Annotated in this window: 24 protein-coding genes, 2 tRNA genes, 1 other RNA gene and 1 pseudogene; 10 read left to right on the top strand and 18 right to left on the bottom strand. The window is 64.4% G+C overall.

Annotated features, from left to right (window positions below; genetic code table 11):
• Positions 1–45: 45 nt before the first annotated feature.
• The 3 genes from orn (at position 46) to def (ending at position 1,564) form a co-directional block, all read left to right on the top strand.
• A complete protein-coding gene (orn, locus tag DAD99_RS16915; RefSeq protein WP_185260794.1) occupies positions 46–675 on the top strand; it encodes an oligoribonuclease in 630 nt (209 codons plus the stop codon).
• A gap of 127 nt (positions 676–802) precedes the next feature.
• Positions 803–875, top strand: a tRNA-His gene (locus DAD99_RS16910).
• A 116-nt stretch (positions 876–991) separates the two neighbouring features.
• A complete protein-coding gene (gene def, locus DAD99_RS16905; protein ID WP_185260795.1) occupies positions 992–1,564 on the top strand; it encodes a peptide deformylase in 573 nt (190 codons plus the stop codon).
• A gap of 9 nt (positions 1,565–1,573) precedes the next feature.
• On the opposite strand, the gene DAD99_RS16900 is transcribed toward def, so the two are convergent.
• From DAD99_RS16900 to rnpB, 4 genes are all read right to left on the bottom strand, one after another.
• On the bottom strand, positions 1,574–2,371 hold the full coding sequence (locus DAD99_RS16900) for an HNH endonuclease family protein (RefSeq protein WP_193342450.1): 798 nt from the start codon (positions 2,369–2,371) through the stop codon (positions 1,574–1,576).
• A gap of 125 nt (positions 2,372–2,496) precedes the next feature.
• The gene (locus DAD99_RS16895; protein ID WP_193342449.1) at positions 2,497–2,700 is read right to left on the bottom strand and encodes a hypothetical protein; all 204 of its coding nucleotides are present in this window, start codon (positions 2,698–2,700) and stop codon (positions 2,497–2,499) included.
• 78 nt (positions 2,701–2,778) lie between these two features.
• Positions 2,779–4,257: a glyceraldehyde-3-phosphate dehydrogenase gene (locus DAD99_RS16890; protein WP_193342448.1), complete on the bottom strand. Its 1,479-nt coding sequence runs from the start codon at positions 4,255–4,257 to the stop codon at positions 2,779–2,781.
• Between the two features lie 268 nt (positions 4,258–4,525).
• An RNA gene (gene rnpB, locus DAD99_RS16885) (RNase P RNA component class A) lies at positions 4,526–4,912 on the bottom strand.
• Positions 4,913–4,969: 57 nt separating this feature from the next.
• Between rnpB and DAD99_RS16880 the strand changes: the two genes are divergently transcribed.
• On the top strand, positions 4,970–5,776 hold the full coding sequence (locus tag DAD99_RS16880) for a YaaA family protein (protein ID WP_193342447.1): 807 nt from the start codon (positions 4,970–4,972) through the stop codon (positions 5,774–5,776).
• 18 nt (positions 5,777–5,794) lie between these two features.
• Here the strand turns inward: DAD99_RS16880 and DAD99_RS16875 are convergent, their stop codons facing one another.
• Together DAD99_RS16875 and DAD99_RS16870 are read right to left on the bottom strand one after the other, a co-directional pair.
• On the bottom strand, positions 5,795–6,550 hold the full coding sequence (locus DAD99_RS16875) for a zinc ribbon domain-containing protein (RefSeq protein WP_185260800.1): 756 nt from the start codon (positions 6,548–6,550) through the stop codon (positions 5,795–5,797).
• Positions 6,551–6,672: 122 nt separating this feature from the next.
• Positions 6,673–7,596, bottom strand: a complete 924-nt coding sequence (locus DAD99_RS16870) for a Nif3-like dinuclear metal center hexameric protein (protein WP_185260801.1) — start codon at positions 7,594–7,596, stop codon at positions 6,673–6,675.
• Between the two features lie 99 nt (positions 7,597–7,695).
• Between DAD99_RS16870 and msrA the strand changes: the two genes are divergently transcribed.
• From msrA to epsC, 3 genes are all read left to right on the top strand, one after another.
• Positions 7,696–8,220, top strand: coding sequence for a peptide-methionine (S)-S-oxide reductase MsrA (gene msrA, locus DAD99_RS16865; protein ID WP_185260802.1), 525 nt, complete (start codon positions 7,696–7,698; stop codon positions 8,218–8,220).
• Between the two features lie 65 nt (positions 8,221–8,285).
• Complete coding sequence (gene cysK, locus DAD99_RS16860) at positions 8,286–9,221, top strand: cysteine synthase A (protein WP_185263766.1); 936 nt, start codon at positions 8,286–8,288, stop codon at positions 9,219–9,221.
• A 39-nt stretch (positions 9,222–9,260) separates the two neighbouring features.
• Positions 9,261–9,845 carry a serine O-acetyltransferase EpsC gene (gene epsC, locus DAD99_RS16855; protein WP_185260803.1) on the top strand — a complete coding sequence of 195 codons (585 nt, stop codon included), beginning with the start codon at positions 9,261–9,263 and terminating at the stop codon, positions 9,843–9,845.
• A 15-nt stretch (positions 9,846–9,860) separates the two neighbouring features.
• Here epsC and DAD99_RS16850 read toward each other — a convergent pair whose 3' ends face one another.
• Both DAD99_RS16850 and gndA read right to left on the bottom strand, forming a co-directional pair.
• Positions 9,861–10,694: an oxidoreductase gene (locus tag DAD99_RS16850; RefSeq protein ID WP_185260804.1), complete on the bottom strand. Its 834-nt coding sequence runs from the start codon at positions 10,692–10,694 to the stop codon at positions 9,861–9,863.
• A 121-nt stretch (positions 10,695–10,815) separates the two neighbouring features.
• Complete coding sequence (gene gndA, locus DAD99_RS16845) at positions 10,816–12,252, bottom strand: NADP-dependent phosphogluconate dehydrogenase (RefSeq protein ID WP_193342446.1); 1,437 nt, start codon at positions 12,250–12,252, stop codon at positions 10,816–10,818.
• Between the two features lie 172 nt (positions 12,253–12,424).
• On the opposite strand from gndA, the gene DAD99_RS16840 reads away from it, so the two are divergent.
• Entirely contained in the window at positions 12,425–13,153 is a 729-nt protein-coding gene (locus DAD99_RS16840; RefSeq protein ID WP_056340687.1) for a FadR/GntR family transcriptional regulator, read from the top strand.
• Between the two features lie 44 nt (positions 13,154–13,197).
• Here DAD99_RS16840 and DAD99_RS16835 read toward each other — a convergent pair whose 3' ends face one another.
• From DAD99_RS16835 to DAD99_RS16825, 3 genes are read right to left on the bottom strand one after another with little or no spacing between them, the layout of a single operon-like run.
• Positions 13,198–14,286: an L-idonate 5-dehydrogenase gene (locus DAD99_RS16835; protein ID WP_193342445.1), complete on the bottom strand. Its 1,089-nt coding sequence runs from the start codon at positions 14,284–14,286 to the stop codon at positions 13,198–13,200.
• Positions 14,286–15,056, bottom strand: a complete 771-nt coding sequence (locus tag DAD99_RS16830) for an SDR family oxidoreductase (protein WP_193342444.1) — start codon at positions 15,054–15,056, stop codon at positions 14,286–14,288. Before DAD99_RS16830 ends, DAD99_RS16835 begins: the two co-directional genes overlap by 1 nt.
• Complete coding sequence (locus DAD99_RS16825; RefSeq protein WP_193342443.1) at positions 15,053–15,997, bottom strand: NAD(P)-dependent oxidoreductase; 945 nt, start codon at positions 15,995–15,997, stop codon at positions 15,053–15,055. Before DAD99_RS16825 ends, DAD99_RS16830 begins: the two co-directional genes overlap by 4 nt.
• A gap of 73 nt (positions 15,998–16,070) precedes the next feature.
• Between DAD99_RS16825 and DAD99_RS16820 the strand changes: the two genes are divergently transcribed.
• Positions 16,071–17,135, top strand: a complete 1,065-nt coding sequence (locus DAD99_RS16820) for a D-2-hydroxyacid dehydrogenase (RefSeq protein WP_193342442.1) — start codon at positions 16,071–16,073, stop codon at positions 17,133–17,135.
• Positions 17,136–17,349: 214 nt separating this feature from the next.
• On the opposite strand, the gene DAD99_RS16815 is transcribed toward DAD99_RS16820, so the two are convergent.
• The 7 genes from DAD99_RS16815 to DAD99_RS16785 form a co-directional block, all read right to left on the bottom strand.
• A complete protein-coding gene (locus DAD99_RS16815; RefSeq protein WP_193342495.1) occupies positions 17,350–18,666 on the bottom strand; it encodes an MFS transporter in 1,317 nt (438 codons plus the stop codon).
• Positions 18,667–18,878: 212 nt separating this feature from the next.
• A complete protein-coding gene (locus DAD99_RS16810; RefSeq protein WP_193342441.1) occupies positions 18,879–19,676 on the bottom strand; it encodes an IclR family transcriptional regulator in 798 nt (265 codons plus the stop codon).
• Between the two features lie 266 nt (positions 19,677–19,942).
• Positions 19,943–20,233, bottom strand: a complete 291-nt coding sequence (locus DAD99_RS16805; protein WP_185260812.1) for a hypothetical protein — start codon at positions 20,231–20,233, stop codon at positions 19,943–19,945.
• A gap of 173 nt (positions 20,234–20,406) precedes the next feature.
• Positions 20,407–20,482: transfer RNA gene (locus DAD99_RS16800), tRNA-Val, on the bottom strand.
• A 94-nt stretch (positions 20,483–20,576) separates the two neighbouring features.
• On the bottom strand, positions 20,577–21,503 hold the full coding sequence (locus tag DAD99_RS16795; protein WP_193342440.1) for an NAD-dependent protein deacetylase: 927 nt from the start codon (positions 21,501–21,503) through the stop codon (positions 20,577–20,579).
• Positions 21,504–21,509: 6 nt separating this feature from the next.
• A complete protein-coding gene (locus DAD99_RS16790; protein ID WP_193342439.1) occupies positions 21,510–22,004 on the bottom strand; it encodes a peroxiredoxin in 495 nt (164 codons plus the stop codon).
• On the bottom strand, positions 22,001–22,420 hold the full coding sequence (locus tag DAD99_RS16785; protein WP_193342438.1) for a DUF3052 domain-containing protein: 420 nt from the start codon (positions 22,418–22,420) through the stop codon (positions 22,001–22,003). The genes DAD99_RS16790 and DAD99_RS16785 overlap by 4 nt, the downstream gene beginning before the upstream one ends.
• 398 nt (positions 22,421–22,818) lie before the next feature.
• Here DAD99_RS16785 and DAD99_RS16780 point away from each other — a divergent pair.
• A pseudogene (locus tag DAD99_RS16780) lies at positions 22,819–23,656 on the top strand (pyruvate dehydrogenase (acetyl-transferring), homodimeric type); the annotation flags it as partial.

Raw genomic sequence — 23,656 nt, 5'->3', positions numbered from 1 at the left:
CTAGCATCGGACGGTTGCGCCGGAGCTAAACGGTAGGCTGGTCCGGTGCCTATATCTAACGAACGCATCGTCTGGATCGACTGCGAAATGACCGGCCTGGACATCAAGAACGACGCCCTGATCGAGGTGGCGGCGCTGGTGACGGACTCAGAGCTCAACATTCTCGGGGACGGTGTGGACGTGGTGATCAAGCCCGAGGACGCTGCCCTCGCCCAGATGAACGACTTCGTCAGGGATATGCACACCCGGTCCGGGCTGCTCAAGGAACTGCCGCACGGCAAGACCATGGCCGAGGCCGAAGCCGCCGTGATGGAGTACATCGAAAAGTGGGTGCCGGACCCGCGCAAGGCACCGCTGGGCGGCAACTCCGTGGGGACAGACCGCGTCTTCCTCTCCCGCGACATGCCGGCCGTTGTGGAGCACCTCCACTACCGCGTGATCGATGTGAGCACCATCAAGGAACTCTCCCGCCGCTGGTTCGCCCGGGCTTACTTCCAGTCCCCCGCCAAGAGGGGCGGGCACCGCGCCCTGGGGGACATCCAGGATTCCATCGACGAGCTCCGCTACTACCGCGAGTCGGTTTTTGTTCCGGCTCCCGGACCTGACAGCGCCACTGCCCGCAAAGTCGCCCAGCGCATCACTGCCACGCCTGGCACAGGTACCCCAGAAGAGTAATCTGCACCACATTTGGTGGAATTTTTCGCAAAAACCCTAAAAGTGGCACAAGCAGCCTTCGCCAGCAGGTAAGCTATTTGAGTTGCCTTTCCAGAGCACCGGATGTCCGGGAATCTGTGGGCACATGGTGGGCTTAGCTCAGTTGGCAGAGCGCCTGGTTGTGGTCCAGGAGGTCGCGGGTTCAACCCCCGTAGCTCACCCTCATAGGGCGGCAGTAAATGCTGTTCAGTTGGAGGCCGTACCGGATATCCGGTACGGCCTCCATTTTTTTGCATAAACGCCGGCGTCACGCCGCACGCACGAAGGGCCGCCTGAGATGACAGTTCTGCCAATCACCGTCTGGGGAGAACCGGTGCTGCACCGCCGCGCCGCTGAGGTGGAGGTGTTCGACGACGGGCTGCGCACCCTGATCGCGGACATGCTTGAAACCAACGATGCTGCCAACGGCGTCGGCCTGGCCGCGCCGCAGGTTGGAGTTGGCAAGAGAATTTTCGTTTACAAGTACGCCAATGACGACGGCGCCCCGCCCATCGGAGTCCTGGTTAACCCGGTGCTGACCCTGTCCAAGATCTCTGGCGCACTGCCGGACCCCGAAGAAGAGGAAGAGGGCTGCCTCTCCTTCCCCGGCGGCGCCTACCCGCTCAAGCGTGCAGAGTGGGCGAGGGTGGAAGGCTTTGACGGCTACGGGCAGCCCGTTGAGTTCGAAGCGACGGGATGGTTCGCCCGGGTGATCCAGCACGAGTACGACCACCTGGACGGAAAGCTTTACGTCAACCGGCTGATGGACCGCTATGCACGGAAGGCCATGAAACTGGCCAGGAAGAGCGGCTGGGGCGTGCCCGGGCTGACCTGGATGCCCGGCGTGGATCCGGACCCGTTCGGCCACTGAGCCGACGCATTAACGGGCGCTGATGGTTGGCTGGTCCGGGCAGGAGTCCAGGACGCGCTTCATCGCGTCCTTCTCCGGCTGCGTGACCCACAGTTCATAGGACGCCTTCACCGAGATCTGGCGGGCAACATAGTGGCAGCGGAAGTTCTTGTTCTTTGGCAGCCAGGTAGCAGCGTCGCTTGCGCTCTTCTGCTGGTTGGCGGGACCGTCCGCGGCGATGAGGTTCAGCGGATCGTTGGCCAGGCTCTGGCGCTGCTGCGAATTCAGCCCCTGTGCGCCTTTCTGCCACGCGTCTCCGAGCGCCACAACGTGGTCGATCTGGATTTCCTTGCTGCTTTCCGCACCGCGCCGGAACTCCACGGCTTTCCCCGTGTACGGCTCCTGGATGGCACCCGACGCTACCCTGCATTTGGACCCCTCCGTGAAGCCCACGGCGGTCAAATCCCTGCGAAGGATGTCGTTGCGGGTGTCGCAGCCGTTCCGGTCCACGTCCAGCCAGGCCTGCCCGAAGGCCTCCCGCTGGTAGTTGTCCCTGGGAGCCCTGCCCTTGACGGGCAGCCCCTCAAGGGCGTCCAGGGCACTCCCCTGCGGCACAGCGTGGACCGGCACCACGGGCTTCATCCAGGTCCCGTCGAAAACGGGCGCCTCACTGGGCCCTGCGATGGCTGGTTCCGCCGCTGCGAACTGGCCCGCAGTGAAAAACCATCCCGCGGAGCCGGCTGCAGCCAGGGTCAGCACGGCCAGCAGGACCCAGGCCTGCCTCGAGCGGCGGCGGGCGCTGCGGTAGGCACGCCAGCTGACGGTCATGGGTAATCAGCTCTACCGGAAATGTAACGCACCAAAAGAGCCTAGGTCACCCCACCGACACCCAAGCGGTTATCCACAACGGGGAGGACAAGTGGACCGGGCATCCCGCCCACTGCTGAGGCCGGCTATTGCTCCCGGGCTACACGGCGCAGGTCTTCTTCGGCAACCTGGAGGAGCCCTTCGAGCTGCCGCACCCGGTCGTCACCGACATCGCCGGAAGCCCGGGACCTGCGCGCCTGGTCCAGGAGCCGGATCGCTTCTTTGTGGTTGGCCTTGGCGACGTCGAGGGCGTGTTCAAGGGTGGTCTCGTGGAGAGTTTCGTTATCCATGCCACCAGTGTGATCCCGATTCCCGGCTGATTCCAGCAAATCAGCCGGGAATGTCGGGCGGCCAGCCCGGCAACCGGCCTAGACGGCGATTGCTGCCAACGCCGCAGCGGCTTCCTTGGCGGGGAACGCCGGCGGGTTGACTCCGGCCATCTCTTCCATAACCCGGACTACCTGGCAGCTGTAACCGAATTCATTGTCGTACCAGACGTAAAGAATCAGGTTCTTGCCGTTGGAGATGGTGGCGAGGCCGTCCACGATGCCGGCACGGCGTGAGCCAACAAAGTCCGTGGAAACAACCTCGGGCGAATCGATGTAGTCAATCTGCTTGCGGAGGTCCGAATGCAGGGACATCTGGCGCAGATAGTCGTTCACCTCATCCTTGGTGGTTCCGCTCTCCAGGCTCAGGTTCAGAATGGCCAGCGAAACGTCCGGTGTGGGGACGCGGATTGAGCTGCCGGTGAGCTTGCCCAGCAGCTCGGGCAGCGCCTTCGCCACAGCAGTGGCCGCTCCGGTTTCGGTGATAACCATGTTCAGCGCGGCGGAGCGGCCGCGGCGGTCGCCCTTGTGGAAGTTGTCGATCAGGTTCTGGTCGTTGGTGAAGGAGTGGACGGTTTCAACGTGCCCGTGGATCACGCCGAACTTGTCGTTGATGGCCTTCAGGACCGGGGTGATGGCGTTCGTGGTGCAGGACGCTGCGGACACGATCTGGTCCGTGTCCTCGATGCTGCGGTGGTTAATACCGTGCACGATGTTCTTCAGGTCGCCCTTGCCCGGCGCCGTCAGGAGAACCCGCGCAACGCCCTTGCTCTGCAGGTGCTGGGACAGGCCTTCGGCGTCGCGCCAGCGGCCCGTGTTGTCCACCACCAGGGCGTTGTGGATGCCGTAGGCGGTGTAGTCGATCGTGGCAGGATTGTCCGAGTAGATGACCTGGACCTGTACACCGTTCGCCGTAATGGTGTTGGCAGCCTCATCCACCCGGATGGTTCCCTCGAAGGAACCGTGGACCGAGTCGCGGCGCAGGAGGCTGGCGCGCTTGGTGAGGTCCTTGTCCGAGCCGCGGCGCACCACGATGGCGCGCAGGCGCAGGCCGTGGCCGCCACCGGCCTTTTCGATCAGGAGGCGCGCCAGCAGGCGGCCGATCCGGCCAAAACCGTACAGCACAACGTCGGTGCTGGTGCGGTCATCGCCACCACGCTTGCCAACTACCTCGGCAAGCTCGGCGCGGAGGAACTCTTCCAGGGTGGCGCCGTCGCCTTCCGCCTTGAACTTCTCCGCCAGTCGGGCGACGTCGATGGCCGCCGCACCCAGCTCCAGCTGAGCCAGGATGTTCAGCAGCGGTGCGGTCTCTTCGAGCAGGAGCTCGGTGTTGCTCATGCGGCGGGCGAACCGGTGCGCCTTGAGGATGTTCATGGTGGATTTGTTGATCAGGCTCCGGCCATGAATGCTGGTCACCACGTTGTTTTCGCGGTACAGCCGGCCAATCACCGGAATCATGGCCTCGGCGAGAGCCTCCCGGCCCATCCACGTATCAAGACAAGAATCTGACGTCTGGCTCACAGAACTACCTTCCTCGGTTCAGCCGCATACGTCGTCGTACGCGGTTGGCGGCCACCTGATGATGTCCAGGGGCTCTGGCACCGGCAGGATGCGGTCCATCCCGGGTGCCGTGGAGAAGCGCAAAGAAAAGCCACCGGCTGCGAACGCAGACCCGGCGGCAGAACTCCTACGTTCGCTCTCCATTCTAGGCTGGAGCAGACCGGCGGACCGCCGCCACCAGCGTGAAATCACTCACATACGGGGCGGGTCCGTGCCCGGCGGGAGGTGTTGGATGGGTTGACCGATACGCCGGGTTCTGTGCTCCCGTGCCGTTACCAGCGCGGGAGTAGCGGCCATCCATCTACGGACGCCGTTGCCGACGCCCTCCAGCGGCCTACCCGGACACTCGGGCGGGCAGCCCTCAAACGTGTCCTGTCTGGCCTTGCTCCGGGTGGGGTTTACCTAGCCTTCCCGGTCACCCGGGAAGCTGGTGGTCTCTTACACCACCGTTTCACCCTTACCTGTTGAGCTTCCGTTGCCGGAAGACGCAGGCGGTCTGTTCTCTGTGGCACTGGCCTGCGGGTTACCCCGAGTGGGCGTTACCCACCACCCTGCCCTGCGGAGCCCGGACGTTCCTCGAGCCACTTGCGTGACGCGCGGCCGCCTGGTCAACCCATCCGCAGCCCAGTCTACCGCCGGCAGGAGGCCACGCCGTCGCCGGTAAGATCGTACGGTGCTGATTCTGCTTCCCCCCTCCGAAGGCAAGACCCCCGCAGTCCGCGGATCCGCCGTCGACTGGCCGTCACTGAGCTTTCCCGAACTCAACACCTATCGGGCCAAAGTCCTGGAGGCGCTGGGGACGGTCAGCGCACATGAGGATGCCCTCGCGCTGCTGGGCGTCGGCGCATCGCTGCAGGACGACGTCGAACGCAACACCCGGCTCCACGCCGAACCGGCCGCCCCGGCACACCAGATCTATTCCGGCGTTCTGTACGACGCCCTCGGCTACAAAACCCTGACGCCGACGCAGCGGCGGAAGGCCGATGTATCCGTGCTGGTGATCTCGGCGCTATGGGGCGCCATCCGCTTCGCGGACAGTGTGCCCGCCTACCGGCTGTCGATGGGAACGGCACTGCCCGACGTCGGCCGCCTCGCCTCGTTCTGGAAGCCTCAGATTTCGGCGGCCCTCGCGGAGTCGGCGTCCGGGCATCTGCTCGTGGACTGCCGCTCCAGCACCTATGCCGCCGCCTGGACACCGCCGCCGGCTCAGACGGTGGCCGTCAATGTTTTTACTGAGGTCAATGGCGTGCGCAAGGTGGTCAGCCACTTCGCCAAGCACACCCGCGGCGAGCTGGCGCGGCACCTGCTGGCCCGGCGCGGCAATGCCCCGCTGACTCCGGGGCAGCTACTGAAGGCCACGCGCGAAAAATGGGACGCCGAGCTGGTGGATGGTTCAGTGCGGAAACCGCATGCCCTGAACATCATCCTGCCCAACCCGGTAGCACAAACAGTCGCTCTGAGCGTTCACAACGGCAGTTAGAGCGCCCCATATGGGCTGTTAGTTAGCTGGGGCGGGAGTGTTCCACTCAGCGGAGCGCACCAGGATGGCACCCGAATCCGGGCAGAACACAATGTCGTCTTCGGAGGCGGCCTTGATCTCGGCGAGGTCCCCGGGACTCAGCTTCATTCCGGAGGCCTCAGAGGTGCCGTGGAACAACCGGGCGGCGCCCACGCCCCGCTTTGCCAGCGTCTTTTCGTAGATAGCCAGCATCCCGGCATCGAGTCCTTCAGCGAACGCGGCGCGCTTGCCGCGGACAATGGTCGCTTCAGCAGCCACTTCGGCCAGGGCTTCATCGAGTTCGGCGCGGATGCCGCCGAAGGAGCCCTGGACGTTATCCACGATGAGCTGCTGGGCAGCCTGACGCTCGCGCAGCGAATCCAGGCGTTCCAGGACTTCCAGCTCCACGTCTTCAAGGTCGGAGCGGCGCTTGTTGAGGGACGCGATGTCCTTCTGCAGGGCCACCAGGTCCTTTGACAGCCCCGTCCCGCTGTTGAGCCGCGCTTCGTCGCGTTCGATGCGGGAGGCGACCTGCTCGACGTCGGCCTCGGCGCGCTTCAGCTCGGCTTCGGCGTCGTGGACGGCCATCTTGGCAGCGCCGAGTTCGCCGTTGGCGACGGACAGGGCCGATTGCAGGTCCTCGATCCGGGGATCGGTTTCCAGGGCGCGGCGGCGGTTGGACAGGGACCTGAGCTTTGCGTCCAGCCCCTGCAGTTCGAGCAACTTCAACTGTTCCGCCGGTGCTGCCTTGGCCACTATTTACCTCCGCTAAATCCAATCCGGCCGAAGCCGGGCACCGTATCGGCGCTTTATAGACTCTAGCGCCTGGCGTGCTCCCCTGCCTCGCTAGCTCGCCTGGGGCCCCTCGCCCGCACGGCTTAGCCCGGAGTCAGAATGAAGTCCCACGGATCGCTGTTGGTGGTGCTTACCTGGATCTCGACGTCGTGGCCCTGATCGGCTAGCACATTGCCCAGCGCCGACGCCGCAGCAGGCAGCCACAGCCATTCGCTGGCAAAGTGCGAAACGTCAATCAGGTAGGGCCGGCCGTTCACTGCCGCTTCACGGGCTTCGGACGCCGGATGATGGCGGAGGTCGGCGGTGACATAGACGTCGGCGTTGTTGGCCCGCACCTCATTGAACAGCGAATCCCCCGCGCCCCCGCACACCGCAATGCGCCGCACCAGCCCGTCCTTGTCCCCGGACACACGGACTCCGCCGGCCACCGACGGCAGGATGCCGAACACCCGGGCAGCGAAATCGCCCAGGCTCATCACGTCCGCCAGATCACCCACACGTCCGATGCCTTCCTCGGGCAGTCCGTTCGCGGCCACCGTCAGCGGGACAACGCCCTCAAGTCCCAGCGCATCGGCCAGGACGTCGGAAACGCCCCCGACGGCGGAATCACCGTTGGTATGGACGGTCAGCAGTGCGGTTCCGGACTCGATAAGGCGGTGGATAGCCTGCCCTTTGGCAGTGGTGGCCGCCACGGACGTGACGCCTTTGAGGAGCAACGGGTGATGGGTAATCAGGAGCTCGGCACCCCATTCCACGGCTTCCTCGATCACCGTAAGCGTCGGATCAACGGCGAACATCACCCTTGTCACGGGCGCTGACGGGTGCCCGGCCACCAGCCCCACTTCGTCCCAGTTTTCGGCCAGCGACTCGGGCCAGAGTTCCTCAACCGCCAGCAGCACCTGCCCCAGCGTGGGAGCAGCCGGACCAGCCGCTGCAGCGTCCGCCCCGGTAAGGGTGCCGTCGTCGTGCTTGTCCGCATCTCTGACGCCGATGTCTGCAGGTTCCATAGTCTCAGTTTTACCCCATCGGTCCGTTTGCCCCGCATATTTCAAACTCTCGTAGGGTGGTCAGGGAATCATCTGGCGCGCTCAACCATTGAAGAGGTCATGAAAACTTTTGTTCTTGGCGGGGGCTGCTTCTGGTGCCTCGACGCCGTCTACCAAATAACCAAAGGGGTCACGTCGGTGATTTCCGGGTACACGGGCGGCCATGACCCTCAGCCGGACTACTACTCCGTCTGTGGCGGAACCACTGGCCACGCTGAAGTCGTGGCGGTCACTTTCGACGAATCCGTCATCCCGGCTGAGGTCATCCTGGACATGTTCTTCGCGCTGCACGATCCCACAACGCTCAATCGCCAGGGGTACGACGTGGGCACGCAGTACCGGTCGTCAATGTTCTATGAGACCACCGAAGAGAAGATCCTGTTCGAGGAGGCGATCGACCGGAACCAGGCTCTCTGGTCCCATCCGATCGTTACGGAGGTCAGCCGGCTCCCCCGCTTCCATGTCGCGGAGGACTTTCACCAGGACTACTACGCCAAGTATCCCGAGCAGGGATACTGCCAGGTGATCATCAATCCCAAGCTCGCCAAGGCCAGGAAATATTACTCTGCGTGGCTTAATGCTTAGCAGCGCCCGCTCAGCCATCGTTAGGCTGACCTCAGCATTCACACTTGAGAGATAGGCATATCTACATGGCACGGATCTATGACGATGTAACGCAGTTGGTCGGCGGCACTCCGCTGGTCCGCCTGAACCGGTTAACCGAGGGCCTGGGCGCGACTGTGGCGGTCAAGCTTGAGTTCTACAACCCGGCCAACAGCGTCAAGGACCGCATCGGAGTGGCCATCGTTGACGCCGCCGAGAAGTCGGGCGCCCTCAAGCCCGGCGGCACCATCGTTGAAGGCACCTCCGGCAACACCGGCATCGCCCTTGCCATGGTGGGTGCGGCCCGCGGTTACAAGGTCATCCTGACCATGCCCGAGACCATGTCCACCGAACGCCGCGTTATGCTGCGGGCGTTCGGCGCCGAGATTGTCCTGACCCCGGGTTCCGAGGGCATGCGCGGCGCCGTGGAAAAGGCCCAGGAAATCGTGGCCAACACGGAAAACTCCATCTGGGCCCAGCAGTTCGCCAACGAGGCCAACCCTGAGATCCACCGCACCACCACCGCCGAGGAAATCTGGTCCGACACCGACGGCAAGGTGGACATCTTCGTCGCCGGAATCGGCACCGGCGGAACCGTCACCGGCGTCGGCCAGGTTCTGAAGGAGCGCAATCCTGAGGTCCAGATTGTCGCCATCGAACCGAAGGACTCCGCCATCCTGAACGGCGGCGCTCCCGGGCCGCACAAGATCCAGGGCATCGGCGCGAACTTCATCCCGGAAATCCTGGACACCAACGTCTACGACGAAGTCCTGGATGCCACCCTGGAGGACTCCGTCCGGGTCGCCCGTGAACTCGGCGTCAAAGAAGGCATCCTCGGCGGCATCTCCTCCGGTGCCATCGTCTGGGGGGCCCTGGAACTGGCCAAGCGTCCGGAGAATGCCGGCAAGCTGATCGTCGCGGTTGTCTGCGACTTCGGTGAGCGTTACATCTCCACCGTGCTCTATGACGACATCCGCGGCTGATCAGCCCGTTGTCGCCCCGTTTCCTGTAGAAAGAACTTTGTGGGCTTTTTCGCAAGACTGAAGGAAGATCTCGACGCCGCCCGGTCACACGACCCGGCGGCTCGAGGTTCTTTTGAGAACTTTTTCGCCTATTCCGGGCTGCATGCCATCTGGATCCACCGGCTGACGCACCATATGTGGCAAACCCCGGGACTGCGGTTCCCGGCGCGGCTGGTGTCGCAGCTGGGCCGCTTCCTGACCGGAATCGAGATCCATCCCGGCGCCACGATCGGCCGGCGTTTCTTCATCGACCACGGCATGGGTGTGGTCATCGGCGAAACCGCCGAGATCGGCGAAGACGTGATGATTTATCACGGCGTCACGCTGGGCGGCCGCTCGCTGGCCAAGGTCAAGCGCCATCCCACCATCGAGGACCGGGTCACCATCGGCGCCGGAGCCAAGGTCCTGGGACCTATCACCATCGGCCGGGACAGCGCCGTGGGCGCCAACGCCGTGGTGGTCAAGGACGCGCCGCCGGAATCGATTGTGACCGGCGTGCCGGCCAAGTGGCGCCACCGTGATGCCCAGCGCGAAACCAAGCCCGCCGTGGATCCGGCCGAGTACGACATCGAATACCGGATCTGATCCGTCACTGCAGCCTTACCCGGCGACACGCTTCAGGACTGCCGTGACCACTGCATCATAGAGCCGGTCCGGCAGGACGCGCCGAAGGCCAAGAATGGCCGCCGCTCCCCTGCCCACCGGGTACCGGGTGCGGGGACGGGCGGCCGTGGCCGCGTGCAGGACAGCCGCCGCAATCACCGCCGGCTGCGTGGACGTTTCAGGCCTGTCCGTGGAGGCCAGGACGTGCGCCATGTGCCGTGCCTGTGCGGCATACGGCCCCTCGCCGCTGCTGGCCAGCAGCCCGTCAGCGGAAATCCGGCCCCACTCGCTGAGCGTACTTGCCGGTTCGATGATGGCTACCTCGACGCCGTGCGGCTTGAGTTCCAGCCGCAGTGCATCGCTCATGCCCTCAACGGCGAACTTCGTGGCGTGGTACCAAGCGCCGAGGGGTTCGTAGAATTTTCCGCCGATGGACGAGATGTTGATGATCCTGCCCCGTCCCGCACTCCGCATGGCCGGCAGGACCAGCTGCGTCATCCTGGCGAGGCCAAAGACGTTCACCTCGAATTGGCGCCGGCCCTCGGCCAGGTCCACCTGTTCCAGCGCCCCGTAAGACCCGTATCCGGCGTTGTTGACCAGGACATCAATCCGCCCGCGCTCTTCCAGGACACGGCCGACGGCGGCACGCATCGAATCGTCGTCCGTCACGTCCAGTGCCAGGACCTGGACGCCCAGCACCTTCAGCGGCTCCATCCTGTCCACCCGGCGGGCGCCGGCATAGACGATGAAACCGTGGCTGCTGAGCTTTTTCGCCGCCTCGAAGCCGATACCCGTGGATGCTCCCGTAACTAATGCGACTGGCTTGGGCATTCTGACTCCTTGGATGGACGGACACCACAACTGCCGGAAACGCCAACGGCCGGCAGCACCCAGAATATCCGGGAACTGCCGGCCGCAGGGTTTGCAGCTTGATGCAATCAGAGCGTGGTGACTAGTGCGTGTCCACTGCTTCGATTTCGGACTTGTCCTCGCCCCACAGGGTGTGGAACGTGCCCTCGGCGTCGACACGGCCGTAGGTGTGCGCGCCGAAAAGGTCGCGCTGGCCCTGGATCACTGCGGCCGGCAGGCGCTTGCGGCGCAGGCCGTCGTAGTAGGCCAGTGACGAGGAGAAGACCGGCACGGGGATGCCGAGCTGGACGGCGGTGGAGACAACACGGCGCCATGCCGGCAGGACATCGGCGATGGCCTTGGTGAACGCCGGGGCGAACAGCAGATTGGCCGGCTTGTCTTCTGCGGCGTAGGCCTTGGTGATTTCCTTGAGCAGTTCTGCACGGATGATGCAGCCGCCGCGCCACAGCGAAGCGATCTCGTCCAGCTTGAGGTCCCAGCCGTATTCCTTTGCTGCTGAGGTCAGCATGTCCAGGCCCTGGGCGTAGGAAACCAGCTTGGACGCGTAGAGCGCCTGGCGTACGTCCTCAACAAAGGTGTCCGGAACGTCGACGGCGATTTCCTCGCCGGCGAGGAGTTCCTGGGCGATCTTGCGCTGCTCGGTCTGCGATGACAGGGCACGGGCGAAGACCGACTCGGCGATGCCCGACGTCGGGGAGCCCAGCTCCAGCGCGGAGATGACCGTCCAGCGTCCGGTGCCCTTCTGGCCGGCGGCATCCACCACAACGTCCACAAACGGCTTGCCGGTGCGGGTGTCAACGTGGCCCAGGACCTCGGCGGAGATTTCGATCAGGAAGGAGGCGAGTTCGCCCTTGTTCCATTCTTCGAAGATCTTGGCCTGGTCGGCGGGCTCGATGCCGGCGCCGGAGCGGAGGAGGTCGAAGGCTTCGCCGATGACCTGCATGTCGGCGTATTCGATGCCGTTGTGGACCATCTTGACGAAGTGGCCGGCGCCGTCGGTGCCGATCCATGCGCAGCAGGGCTTGCCGTCCACGTGCGCGGCGATCTTTTCGAGCAGCGGACCGAGGGCGTCGTAGGACTCCTTGGAACCACCGGGCATGATGGACGGGCCGTTCAGGGCTCCTTCCTCACCGCCGGAGACGCCGATGCCGACGAAGTGCAGGTCCTTCTTCGCCAGCGCGGCTTCGCGGCGGCGGGTGTCCTCGTAGTGGGAGTTTCCGGCGTCGATGATGATGTCGCCAGCTTCCAGGAGAGGTTCAAGCTGCTCGATGACCGAGTCAACCGGCTTGCCGGCCTTGACCATGATCAGGACGCGGCGGGGCTTCTCCAGGGAGTCAACAAGCTCCTGCAACGTTTCGGTGCGGACGAAGTCGCCGTCCGTGCCGTGCTTTGCGAGCAAAGCGTCAGTCTTTTCGACCGACCTGTTGTGCAGGGCAACAGTGAAGCCGTTGCGGGCCAGGTTGCGGGCCAGGTTGGCGCCCATCACCGCAAGGCCGGTGACACCGATGTGTGCAGACATCAAAACTCCAATTTCGTTGTGCAATGGATGTGCAGATGGCTCCGCGTTCGCTGCGAAGCACGCTGTCACGAACCGATGGATCCTAATAAAGCATATATATTCAATCGGCTTGAGGGAAGCGGTGCCCACTTTGTGGAACGTGGCCAGTCAATCCCAGTTTAGGCTTGAGTCCATGTCGACCAGCCTGCACCACCGTGCCATTGAGAACCTTGGCACCCGGATCATCACGGGCGAGCTGCCTACCGGACACATCATGCTGGCCGAGCACCTTGAGGAAGAGCTGAAGGTTTCGCGGTCCGTGGTCCGCGAGGCCGTGCGGGTTCTGCAGTCCCTGGGCCTCGTGGAAACCACCAAGCGGGTAGGTATCCGCGTGCTGCCGCCGAGCCGCTGGAACCCCTTCGACTCCCAGGTCATCCGCTGGCGGCTGTCCAGCGACGCCCGCGGCGCCCAGCTGCGGTCACTGATCGAACTGCGTTCCGCCGTCGAGCCCGCCGCGGCCGAGCTGGCAGCGAACAATGCCCCGGCGCAGCTGCGGCGGGAGCTGGTGGATATCGCCCACGCGCTGCGCGACGCCGGCCACTCCGGGGACGCGCAGAAGTTCCTGGAGCTGGACATCGCTTTTCATTCGGTCCTGCTTTCCGGCTCGGGCAACGAAATGTTTGCCAACCTGATGGGGCAGGTGGCAGAGACCCTGACGGGACGCACGGTCCATGGACTGATGCCGGACCACCCCCACGAGGGGGCGCTCCAGTGGCACGTCGATCTGGCCGAAGCGGTCGCCGCCGGGGACGCCGCCACGGCCCGGGACGCGTCCGAACAGATCATGCGCCGCACCACCTCCCGGCTGTCCGGAACCTGGACGGACCAGCCCCGGGTGTTTATCCCGGTGCGCCGGAACTGACCTCACCCGGAACCGGCCCCGAGACCAGCACTTCCTATATCGCGTTATTCGGGTTGGAAGTTGAGGAGGACTTTTCCTGATTCGGCGGAGTTCCTGGCGGTTTCGAAGGCTTCGAGTCCGTGGTTGAGGGGGTATTCGTGGGTGATGACGGGGTTGATGTGGAGGGTGCCGTCGGCGAGGGCGGTGATGACGTCGTCGATCTCGTTGGTGAAGCGGAAGGATCCGCGCAGGTCCAGTTCCCGGGTGATGGCCAGGGAAATCAGCACCGGCTGGGGTCCGGTGGGCAGCAGCCCGACCATGACCACGGTCCCGCCGCGCCCCGCGCCCTGGATGGCTGAGGCCAGGCCGTGGTGGCTGCCCGAGGACTCAATCACCACATCGGCCTGTACCGCGGCGATCGCGTCCGTGTCCCCGGCCTGCAGGGTCTGATCCGCGCCGACCACGGCGGCGATCTCCAACGGTTTGGTATGAACGTCGACGGCGGTGATCCGTCCCGCGCCGGCACGTTTCAGGACCGCGACGGCCAGCGTCCCGATCGGGCCGCACCCGATCACCAGCACACTCTTGCCCGCGACGTCCCCGGCCCTCGCGACGGCGTGCCAGGCCACGGCGGCCGGCTCGATCAGGGCCGCGGTCCGCAGGTCCACGCCCGCCGGGAGCGCCCGCAGCATCCGGGACGGCAGGTTCACATACCGGGCGAACGCACCGTCGGTGTGCGGAAACCGCGCCGCACTGCCCAAATACGTACACCCCGGGGACAGGTTGGGCCGGTCCGCCGGCCACCGCACATCCCCCGCACCGGGTCCCGGGGTGGCCGGGTGGACCGCGACCGCGGTCCCCACACCCGGGCCGGTCCCGTCCGCCGCGGCCGCTACCACGGTCCCGGAAATCTCATGCCCGAGCACCATCGGCGCCTTCAGGACCGACTCCCCCGCCGCGCCATGGAGCCAGTAATGCAGGTCCGACCCGCAGATCCCGCCATACGCAACCTCCACCACGGCCTCGCCCGGGCCGGGCACACCCACCGGGACCTCCTCGACCCGCAGGTCCCCGGCTGCGTACGCCACCACCGCCGGACCCGACACCGGCAGCACTGTTGCTTCGGTCCCCTGAGCCACTATTCCAGTGCCCATCAGACCACCACCGTCATTCCGCCGTCGATGAAGATCGTCTGCCCGTTCACAAAGTCCGACCCGTCCGAGGCCAGCCACACCGCAGGGCCCGCCAGGTCCTGGACCGTGCCCCACCGATGCGCCGGGGTCCGGCCCAGGATCCAGGCATTGAACTGCTCATCGTCCACCAGGTTCTGCGTCATCTCGGTATGGATGTAACCCGGGGCGATCCCGTTGATCTGCAGCCCCGAGCCCGCCCACTCCGCCGTCATCGCCCGGGTCAGGTTCCGCAACCCGCCCTTCGCCGCCACATACGGGGCGATCGTGGGCCGTGCCAGGTCCGTCTGCACCGAACAGATATTGATGATCTTGCCCCTCCCGCGCGGGATCATGTGCCGCGCGGCCTCACGCCCCACCAGGAACGCGCTCGTCAGATCCGTCCTGATCACCCGCTCCCAATCCGCGACATCAAGCTCCAGCATCGGCACCCGATGCTGGATCCCGGCATTATTCACCAGGATCTGCAACGGCCCCACATGCTCCTCCACCCACAAAATACCCCGCGCAGCCTCGGCATCACTCGTAACATCAAACGCGACACTATGCACCCGCCCCGGGGCAAAATCCGCGGCCATCACCACCTCCGCCGCCTTCAACCGCTCCGCATTAATCCCGTTCAGCACCACCGTCGCCCCGGCCCCAGCCAACGCCCGCGCCAACGCATTACCAATCCCCCGACTCGAACCCGTCACCAAGGCAACCCGCCCCGTCAAATCAAAAAGAGTACTCATGGTGCAGCTGTCCCTTTCGTTGCGGTCTCCGCAGGTTCCGCGATATTGGTGTTGTCGCTCAGATTCGAAATGGCCTGGCGGACCACGGCAAGATCCTGATCGCCAAGGCCCTGGCGCTTGAGTTCGGCGTAAAGTTCGACGCCGGCAGTCGCCATCGGCACGGCAGCGCCGGACGCCCAGGCTGATTCGAGCACAAAGGACAGGTCCTTATGCATGAACTTCGCCGGACCTGTGGGTGTGTAGCCCTTCCGAACCAAACGCGGTCCCACGTTCTCCAGCACGCGGCTGCCCGCAAGGCCACCGGACAGGACATCGAAAAGCGCTGCCGGATCCATCCCGGAGCGCTCGGCGAGCTCGGCCGCTTCGGCTAGTGCCGCCGTCGTGGTTCCTACAATGAGCTGGTTGCAGGCCTTGGCGAGCGACCCTGCGCCCAGCGGGCCCATGCGCCTGACGGTGGTTCCCATCGCGTTGAAGAAGGGCTCGAGCTGCCGGAACTCGTCCGCGGCACAGCCGGCCATGATCGCCAGTGTCCCGTCGGTCGCGCCCTTGGTGCCGCCGCTGACCGGGGCGTCCACCACGGTGGCGCGTCCCTGGCTTGCCTCGCGTACGCGGCGCCCGAAGGCCTGGACCTTTGCCGGTGAGACTGAGCTTGTGACCACCACGGCAGTGCGGGGCTGCGGCGGATTTTCGTCCCAGCTCGTCAGCAGCCCCGCCGATGCCTCTTCTATGAAGGAAAGGTCCGGGAGCATAAAGGCGATGATTGGCAGGTCCCGCAGGGATGCAACGTCCGGCGCGGAGCAGCCACCCTGCGCCACAAACTCCTGCAGGGGTCCCTCGGACCGGTTCCAGGCGGTAACCGCCCAGCCGGCGCGGACCAGATTGGTCGCCATCGGCAGGCCCATCAGCCCCAGGCCTACAAAGCCCGCTGTTCTGTCTTCCATAAATAGGCCTCGACTCACATCGTTGTGTGGTTAATGAAGGGAAATCTGTCCAATATCCTAGCCTCTATTCAGTATGATGAACACTATGACGACTCTAACCACCGTCGCGATCGCCGTCCCGCTCGAAGCAGAGCTGGTGGAGCGCATCCGCGCCGTAGACCCCTCCGTAACCGTCCTCTATGAGCCGGAGCTGCTTCCGCCCGAGCGTTTTCCGGCCGACCACTCCGGGGATCCGGACTTCAAACGCACGCCTGCGCAGGAGGAGCAGTACTGGGCCATGCTCAACAAGGCGCAGGTTCTGTACGGCTTGCCCAACGAAAGCCCCGCGGGCCTGGCCCGCATCGCGCTCGAGAATCCTCGGCTCCAGTGGGTCCAGGCCATGGCCGCCGGCGCCGGCGGTGCCCTTAAGGCCTCCGGGCTGGACCAGGAAACCCTCCTCAAATTCAAGGTGACAACCTCAGCCGGCGTCCACGCCCTGCCGCTGGCAGAATTCGCTGCCCTGGGGATCCTCAACGGCTTCAAGCGCAGCGCCGAGCTGGCCCAGGACCAGGCCGCCAAGGTGTGGCCCGAGCTTCGGACCCCTACCCGCCTGGTCAGCGGTTCCACACTGGTAGTGACCGGCCTGGGCGAAATCGGCCTGGAGACAGCCCGGATCGCACGCGCCCTGGGCATGACGGTCAGCGGCACCAAGCGAAACGTTGAGCCGATCGAAGGAATCGAGCAGGTCGCCGGCAACAACGGTCTGCCCGGGCTGCTCGCCACGGCAGACGCCGTCGTCAACACCCTGCCCGGCACGCCGTACACGGAAAAGCTGTTCAACCGTGAGGTGTTTGCCGCCATGAAGCCGGGAACGGTGTTTGTGAACGTGGGCCGCGGCACCGTGGTGGACGAGGACGCCCTGTTGGAGGCCCTGGACAACGGCCAGGTCTCCTACGCCTGCCTCGACGTCTTCGCTGTGGAACCGCTCCCCCGGGACAGCCCGCTCTGGAACCACCCCAAAGTCATGGTGTCGCCGCATACCTCGGCGCTCAGCGCCGCGGAGAACCGGCTGATCGCGGACCGCTTCTGCAGCAACCTGCGAACGTTCCTCAATGGCGGCGACCTGCCTCACCTCGTAGACCCGGTCCACTTCTACTGAGGGACAGCCGCCGGCCTGAACCACAGAGCCCCTTGCCGTGGATCCTCGAAAAGGGAATCCACGGCAGGGGCTCTTTTGTGTCGGCGGTTATCTGGGCAACCAGCAGGGGAACAACCAGCCGGGCGGCACCGGGAAGGCGTACCCGGAGTGCGCTTTAAAGCAGGAAGGCGGCCTCCCCACGCATGGGAGGCCGCCTTTTGCGTCAGTGGAGTGCCTAGCCGGCATCCTCCACCAGGAGCAGGTCCCGGCCGTTGGTTTCGGGGGCGAAGAAGGTGGTGCCGAAGGAGATCAGCGCCAGGACCAGGGAGTAGATCGCGGGAACGAGCCAGGAGTGGCCGGTCGCAGCCAGCAGCGCCACACCGATCATGGGCGCGAATCCGCCTGCCAGGACGGCAGAGAGTTCACGGCTCAGCGCTACACCCGTGAAGCGGTGCTGGGAGCCGAAGAGTTCCGGGAGCATGGCACACTGAGGGCCCAGCATTGACTGCACGCCGAGAGAAATGCCCAGCACCATGACCACCCAGACGAGGGTGACATTGCCGAGCGTGACCAGGTAGAAGGCCGGCAGGGCGATGACGGCCTGGAAGAGGGCGCCGTAGCGGTACACCGGTACGCGGCCGAAGCGGTCGGACAGGGCGCCGAAGGTGACCACCATGACCGCTGCGAATCCGGCGGCGATGAGGAGGCCGGTGGGGCCGATGAACTTGTCGCCGGCGAAGACTCCGGCGGGCAGGCTGATGAAGGACACCAGGAGGGCGGAGTAGATGGAGGAGTTTCCGTTTTCTCCCATGCGCAGGCCGATGCCGATGAGCACGTTCTTCTTTGAGTGCTTCCAGATCTGCACCACAGGGTTCTTTACCACGGCCTTGTGCTTTTCCAGTTCCTGGAAGACCGGCGTTTCCTTAAGCCGGAGCCGAATAAAGACCGCGATGGCGATCAGGATGACGCTGGCCAGGAACGGAACGCGCCACAGCCAGCCCTGCAGCACCTCTTTGTCAGCCAGTGCCATCAATGCGAAGGTGCCTGCGCCGAGCAGGGTGCCCAGCTGGATGCCAACGAATGGCAGTGCGGCAAAGAAACCACGACGCCGGCGCGGGGCCACTTCTGAAATCAGGGTGGTGGCGCCTGCCTGCTCGGCACCGGCACCCAGGCCCTGGAGGATTCGAAGGGCCACCAGGAGCACCGCGCCGACCATGCCGGCCTGTTCGAAGGTGGGCAGGAGCCCGATGGCGAAACTGGCCATGCCCATCAGGCCGATGGTCAGGACCAGGACCATCTTCCGGCCGAACCGGTCGCCGATGTAGCCGAAGACGACGCCGCCGAACGGCCGGGCGGCGAAGCCCACACCGTAGGTGGCGAACGAGGCGATCACGGCGCCGCTTTCCCCCAGCGGTGAGAAGAAGAGCGGTCCAAAGATCAATGCCGAGGCAAGGCCGTAGATGTAGAAGTCGTAGTACTCCAGTGCGGAGCCTACAGAACTGGCAAGAGTTGCCCTTCGCAGCTGGTCCGGATCGACGGCGGCGCCGTCCATGTCAGTCTGCGGTGATTTAGTACGAGTTGTCACAAGAACTCCCTCAAAAACACTCCAGGCCCCCGTTGGCCTGGTGGGATAGCGAGGACACCCCATGGCGTCGATCACTATATTGAACAGAGTACAGCAAGCTGAACACGGAGCAAATGGTTGACAGTTTTTGTTCACAACCGGTGCTATGAACGTTAAGTAGCCCCGTCAGGGCAGAGTACTTAGCCCATGGGGTTGCCCAGCGACCGCGCCAGCTCGTTCAGTTCCTTGATCATCTGGGCACCCTGCTCCGCGGAATATGTGGCTTTAAGGGCCGTGACTGACAATCCAAGGCTCGGGCCGTGGGCGCCGCGCGTGGGCACCGATACAGCCAGGCAGACCACTCCCGTAGTAGATTCCTCGTCCTCGAACGCGTAGCCCTGTTCCCGGATGGTGGTCAGCTGGGCCTTCAGTTCAGCTCCGGTGCGGAGGGACTTCGGGGTCAGGACCGGAAGTTCGGCGTCATCGGAAAACATGGCGTCGACGTCATGGTCGTGAAGGCGGGCAATCAGGGCCTTGCCAACAGCACATAGTGACACCGGCATCTTGTCGCCGATGTTGGACGTCAGGCGGACCGCCGGATGGCCCTCGTAGCGGGCCAGATAGATGACGTTGGTTCCGTCCAGCATGGCGATGCGTACCGTCTCCCCGGAAAGGGTCGGCGCCTGTTCGCAGAACCGGTAGAACTCCTGCACTTCGTCAAGCCGGCTCAGATATGCCGCGCCGAGTTCCACGAGCTTGCGGCCCAGCGTGAATTCGGCGCCCTGGCGGCTGATAAGCCTGGCTTCTTCCAACGCCAGCAACAGGTTTGAGGTGGACGACTTGGGGATTCCCAGCTCGCGGGCCAGGTCGCTCAGCGTCAGCCTTCCGGTAGCAGAGGCTGCCAACGCGTCCATGACGGCGGCGGCACGCGTGACCGCCGGCGCGGGCGACGTGCTCCCCAAACCCTCGGAGGAGCGGGGGGTGCGGGAATCGGCCATGATTCTCCTTCGATCGGCACGCCAGGGCGCGTCGCATAGATACGTTCATTCTGCTGAACAGTAACCATCATAATGGCTTGGCGGCGCTTCAGGGCCCGGACAAAAGGCTACGTCCGCCGCGCCAGGAACCACGTTTCGCGTGGCATTTGTTTGTTTCAGGAAGTTCACGGTATATTCATTCCAGACCCTCCACCGCGGCATCCCCCAATAGTCGCGGTGGAGGGTTTTCCAATGCCCAAATGTTCTCTCGGCATCTGCCGCCGGATTCAGGCGACGTCCACCACGGCTTCCCTGAGCCTCCAGCCGCCACCGAGTCCGTCGCGCTCCAGCACCATGGTGGTCAGCGCGGAATGCGGATTGTGACCCAGCCGCACTTGGACCTGCAACACCTCAACATCCACACGGCCCAGCCCCTTGGGCATACGGCGCTGCGCCTCCCACCAGCTCACACGCTCAAACCATCTCACTGCATCGGCGCCGACGGCCCATTCCCTGCCGTTGCTGACTACCGCCGTCGGGCTGCCGTCCTGGGCCGTCTTCACCACCACGTATTCCATAGCAGGAACACTAGGGACAGCCACCGACAATTAAGGCGCCCTGGCCGAACTGAGCCAGCAGGGCACGGACTGTTAACCTCTTGGCTGCCTGCGGAGCCCAGTACGGAAGACGGCGCAGGGCAACAAAAACCCCGCCGTTCCCAGCCAATCTGGCCAGGAACAACGGGGTTTGATGGTGGGTCCTACCGGGATCGAACCGATGACATCCACGGTGTAAACGTGGCGCTCTACCAGCTGAGCTAAAGACCCGAACGGCCGGTTTTTCTCGCCTCAGCGCGTCAACCAACGAACATGAACTCTACCTGACGGGCGGGAAGAAAAGCCAATCGACGCCTCGTCCCCGTCATGGGTCAAGATCGGGGAGTTCGGCGGCGAGCCAGGTCAGCGCCTCGCTGACGCCTGCGTGGAGCTTGATGGTGGCGTATTGGTCGCCCCGTGTATCGCCCCTGTTGATGATCACTACCGGCTTGCCGTCCTTCGCCGCGTGGCGGACGAACCGCAGTCCGCTCATCACGGTCAGCGATGATCCGGCAACAAGTAATGCCCCTGCGGCGTCCACCATCGCGTACGCGGCTTCCGCGCGGTCCTTGGGCACGTTCTCGCCGAAGTAGACAAAGTCAGGCTTGAGCATTCCGCCACAGGCGGGGCAGGCAGCGACCACAAAACTGCTGATCAGCGCCGAGTCCTCAACTGTGGCGTCGGCGTCGGGCGCCATTTCCACCAGGCCGGACGTGGTGGCGCGTGCCAGGAAGCCGGGATTCAGTTCTTCGAGGACCCCCGCCAGCAGGTGGCGCGTGTATGTGTGCTGGCAAGCCAGACAAACCACCCGGTCATAACGTCCGTGGAGGTCAATGACATTCCGGCTGCCGGCATCTTCATGGAGCCGGTCCACGTTCTGCGTGATCAATCCGGTGAGCAGGCCCCGCCGCTCCAGTTCTGCGGCCGCACGATGCCCGGGGTTTGGATCCGCGTGCCGCAACTTGGACCAGCCGATGTGGTTCCGTGCCCAGTAGCGCTGGCGGTTGGCGCCCTCGCGTACAAATTCCTGGTATGTCATGGGCGAACGTGGTACGGCGTTCGGCCCCCGGTAATCCGGGATGCCCGAATCGGTGCTCAGCCCGGCGCCCGTGAGCAGCGCCAGCCGTTTGCGGGACACCAGCTCCCGGACGCGCTCCAGTCCTTGAAGATCCGCACTGGCCAGCGCAGCAGGGTCAGCGGCCGGCAGGCTGGCGAAGCCCGTCAGGCCGATGCCGTGCCGCTGCTGGTCCATGCGGCGTCAGCTCTGTTCCAGGCCTGCCAGAGCATCCTGGTAGTCTGCGAGCTCGCGGGCCTGGCCGCGCGGATTCACTACAACGTAGCGGATTGTTCCGGCTGCATCGATGATGAACGTCCCGCGCCCCGCCATGCCGCTCTCCGGGTCGAAGACACCATAGGCGGAGGCGACGGCGCCGTGCGGCCAGAAGTCAGCCAGAAGATCAAAGCCGTAGCTTTCCTTCTCGGCATAGGCCCGCAGGCTGAACTTGCTGTCCACGGACACTGCCAGGACCGTGGCCCTGGCATCCTCGAACGCTGTCAGGTTGTCACGGATTTCACAGAGTTCACCGGTGCAGACACCCGAAAATGCAAACGGATAAAACACCAGCACAACGTTCTGCCCGCGAAAAGAGGACAACCGGACAGGTTCTCCGAACTGGTTCACCAGCTCAAAGTCCGGGGCAAGTTCCCCCACCGCCGGAACAGTCTGGCCGACTACGGCAAGAGCTGAGGTCACTTGTTCTTCCTGCTGACCAGGCGGGTGGCGCTCCAGTCCTTCGACACACCTGCGGAGGTGGTGAGGTGCAGGCCCGCGGTGGGTGCCGCTTCCTGGATCTCCGCCGGCGACACGTACCCGGTGCGCCCGGACTTTGGCGTCAACACCCAGACAACCCCGTTTTCACTCAGGGTGGTCAGGGAATCCATGAGGGTATCGATCAGATCCCCGTCGCCGTCCCGCCACCAAAAAATGACGGCGTCAACAACGTCGTGGTCGTCCTCGTCCAGGAGTTCGGACCCTGTCAGGTCCTCAATATCGTCACGTAAGTCGAAATCGACGTCGTCGTCGTAACCGAACTCCTGAATCAGATCCCCATTTTTGAAACCCAATTTTTCCGCCACACTTACCGAAGTGGCGGCGTCGGCCTCGCTCACGTGTTCCTCCAATGCCTAATACATGCAATGCGCATAGTGATTTCCATTACTCCCAGCCAACACCCTTTGTGCCCGCGCTTCAAGCTGCCACCACCGAGATCCGCCATATTCTGCATCACATCCGGCGCAGTCAGCCTGCGTTGCAGCGGCTTTCGTCACACAACCAGTATGACGGCGAAATACAACGGGGACGCCACAGACGCGGCTACGCATCGCGCTGGAGTCACAGCTAGAGTGGCTGGTGACAACTATGCCTGCGGGGCGACCGCCTGGAACTCAATGGCAGACATAGGCGTGCTAGGACCCTGCCCGGCGCACATGACCGGGCTGTTGTAACCGATACGTCGCACACGTCGCATTCATGCCGGACAGTCACCCTGCCCGGCATGTGGGCGGCGATGCATGCGCGCAAAGAGAGGTTGGACGTGGCTGCAGGAGAAGAGACCTCCCATATCCTCAGCGGGTTGACAAACCAGCTGCCTGATCGTGATCCGGAAGAGACCGCCGAATGGGTTGAGTCCCTGGATGCGCTGATCAGGGAACAGGGCACGGAACGTGCCCAATACATCATGCGCAGCCTGCTGCAGCGCGCCGGCGCCCAGAGCGTGGGCGTGCCGATGGTGACCACCACGGACTACGTGAACACCATCCCGGCGGACCAGGAAACGGCGTTCCCCGGCAACGAGGAATTCGAGCGCCGGTACCGGGCGTACATGCGCTGGAATGCCGCCATCATGGTGCACCGGGCGCAGCGGCCGAACATCGGGGTAGGCGGACACATCTCCACCTACGCCGGCGCCGCCACCCTGTACGAAGTAGGGTTCAACCATTTCTTCCGCGGCAAGGACCACCCCGGCGGCGGCGACCAGGTCTTCTTCCAGGGCCACGCCTCCCCCGGCATGTACGCCCGTGCCTTTATGGAAGGCCGGCTCTCCGAAGAGGACATGGACGGATTCCGGCAGGAAAAGTCCAAGGAAGGCCACGCGCTCTCCTCCTACCCGCACCCGCGCCTCATGCCGGACTTCTGGGAATTCCCCACCGTGTCCATGGGCATCGGCCCGATGAACGCGATCTACCAGGCCCAGTCCAACCGGTACCTGCACAACCGCGGCCTCAAAGACACCTCGGACCAGCAGGTCTGGGCATTCCTGGGCGACGGCGAAATGGACGAGCCCGAGTCCCGCGGCCTGCTCCAGCTCGCCGCGAACGAGAACCTCGACAACCTGAACTTTGTGA

The sequence above is a fragment of the Pseudarthrobacter sp. AB1 genome, from assembly GCF_014926485.1.
GTDB lineage: Bacteria > Actinomycetota > Actinomycetes > Actinomycetales > Micrococcaceae > Arthrobacter.
Note: the sequence above shows the minus strand (reverse complement) of the source record. Positions and strands in the feature narration are given on the sequence as shown.

What these genes read in the sequence shown, in the direction of transcription:
- DAD99_RS16870 (WP_185260801.1), bottom strand. Translation starts at nt 7,596, where the DNA reads ATGGAACCTGCAGACATCGGCGTCAGAGATGCGGACAAGCACGACGAC.
- DAD99_RS16895 (WP_193342449.1), bottom strand. Translation starts at nt 2,700, where the DNA reads ATGGATAACGAAACTCTCCACGAGACCACCCTTGAACACGCCCTCGAC.
- DAD99_RS16805 (WP_185260812.1), bottom strand. Translation starts at nt 20,233, where the DNA reads ATGGAATACGTGGTGGTGAAGACGGCCCAGGACGGCAGCCCGACGGCG.
- DAD99_RS16820 (WP_193342442.1), top strand. Translation starts at nt 16,071, where the DNA reads ATGATGAACACTATGACGACTCTAACCACCGTCGCGATCGCCGTCCCG.
- DAD99_RS16840 (WP_056340687.1), top strand. Translation starts at nt 12,425, where the DNA reads ATGTCGACCAGCCTGCACCACCGTGCCATTGAGAACCTTGGCACCCGG.
- DAD99_RS16830 (WP_193342444.1), bottom strand. Translation starts at nt 15,056, where the DNA reads ATGAGTACTCTTTTTGATTTGACGGGGCGGGTTGCCTTGGTGACGGGT.
- DAD99_RS16825 (WP_193342443.1), bottom strand. Translation starts at nt 15,997, where the DNA reads ATGGAAGACAGAACAGCGGGCTTTGTAGGCCTGGGGCTGATGGGCCTG.
- msrA (WP_185260802.1), top strand. Translation starts at nt 7,696, where the DNA reads ATGAAAACTTTTGTTCTTGGCGGGGGCTGCTTCTGGTGCCTCGACGCC.
- DAD99_RS16850 (WP_185260804.1), bottom strand. Translation starts at nt 10,694, where the DNA reads ATGCCCAAGCCAGTCGCATTAGTTACGGGAGCATCCACGGGTATCGGC.
- gndA (WP_193342446.1), bottom strand. Translation starts at nt 12,252, where the DNA reads ATGTCTGCACACATCGGTGTCACCGGCCTTGCGGTGATGGGCGCCAAC.
- DAD99_RS16900 (WP_193342450.1), bottom strand. Translation starts at nt 2,371, where the DNA reads ATGACCGTCAGCTGGCGTGCCTACCGCAGCGCCCGCCGCCGCTCGAGG.
- DAD99_RS16795 (WP_193342440.1), bottom strand. Translation starts at nt 21,503, where the DNA reads ATGGACCAGCAGCGGCACGGCATCGGCCTGACGGGCTTCGCCAGCCTG.
- DAD99_RS16810 (WP_193342441.1), bottom strand. Translation starts at nt 19,676, where the DNA reads ATGGCCGATTCCCGCACCCCCCGCTCCTCCGAGGGTTTGGGGAGCACG.
- def (WP_185260795.1), top strand. Translation starts at nt 992, where the DNA reads ATGACAGTTCTGCCAATCACCGTCTGGGGAGAACCGGTGCTGCACCGC.
- DAD99_RS16815 (WP_193342495.1), bottom strand. Translation starts at nt 18,666, where the DNA reads ATGGACGGCGCCGCCGTCGATCCGGACCAGCTGCGAAGGGCAACTCTT.
- cysK (WP_185263766.1), top strand. Translation starts at nt 8,286, where the DNA reads ATGGCACGGATCTATGACGATGTAACGCAGTTGGTCGGCGGCACTCCG.
- DAD99_RS16835 (WP_193342445.1), bottom strand. Translation starts at nt 14,286, where the DNA reads ATGGGCACTGGAATAGTGGCTCAGGGGACCGAAGCAACAGTGCTGCCG.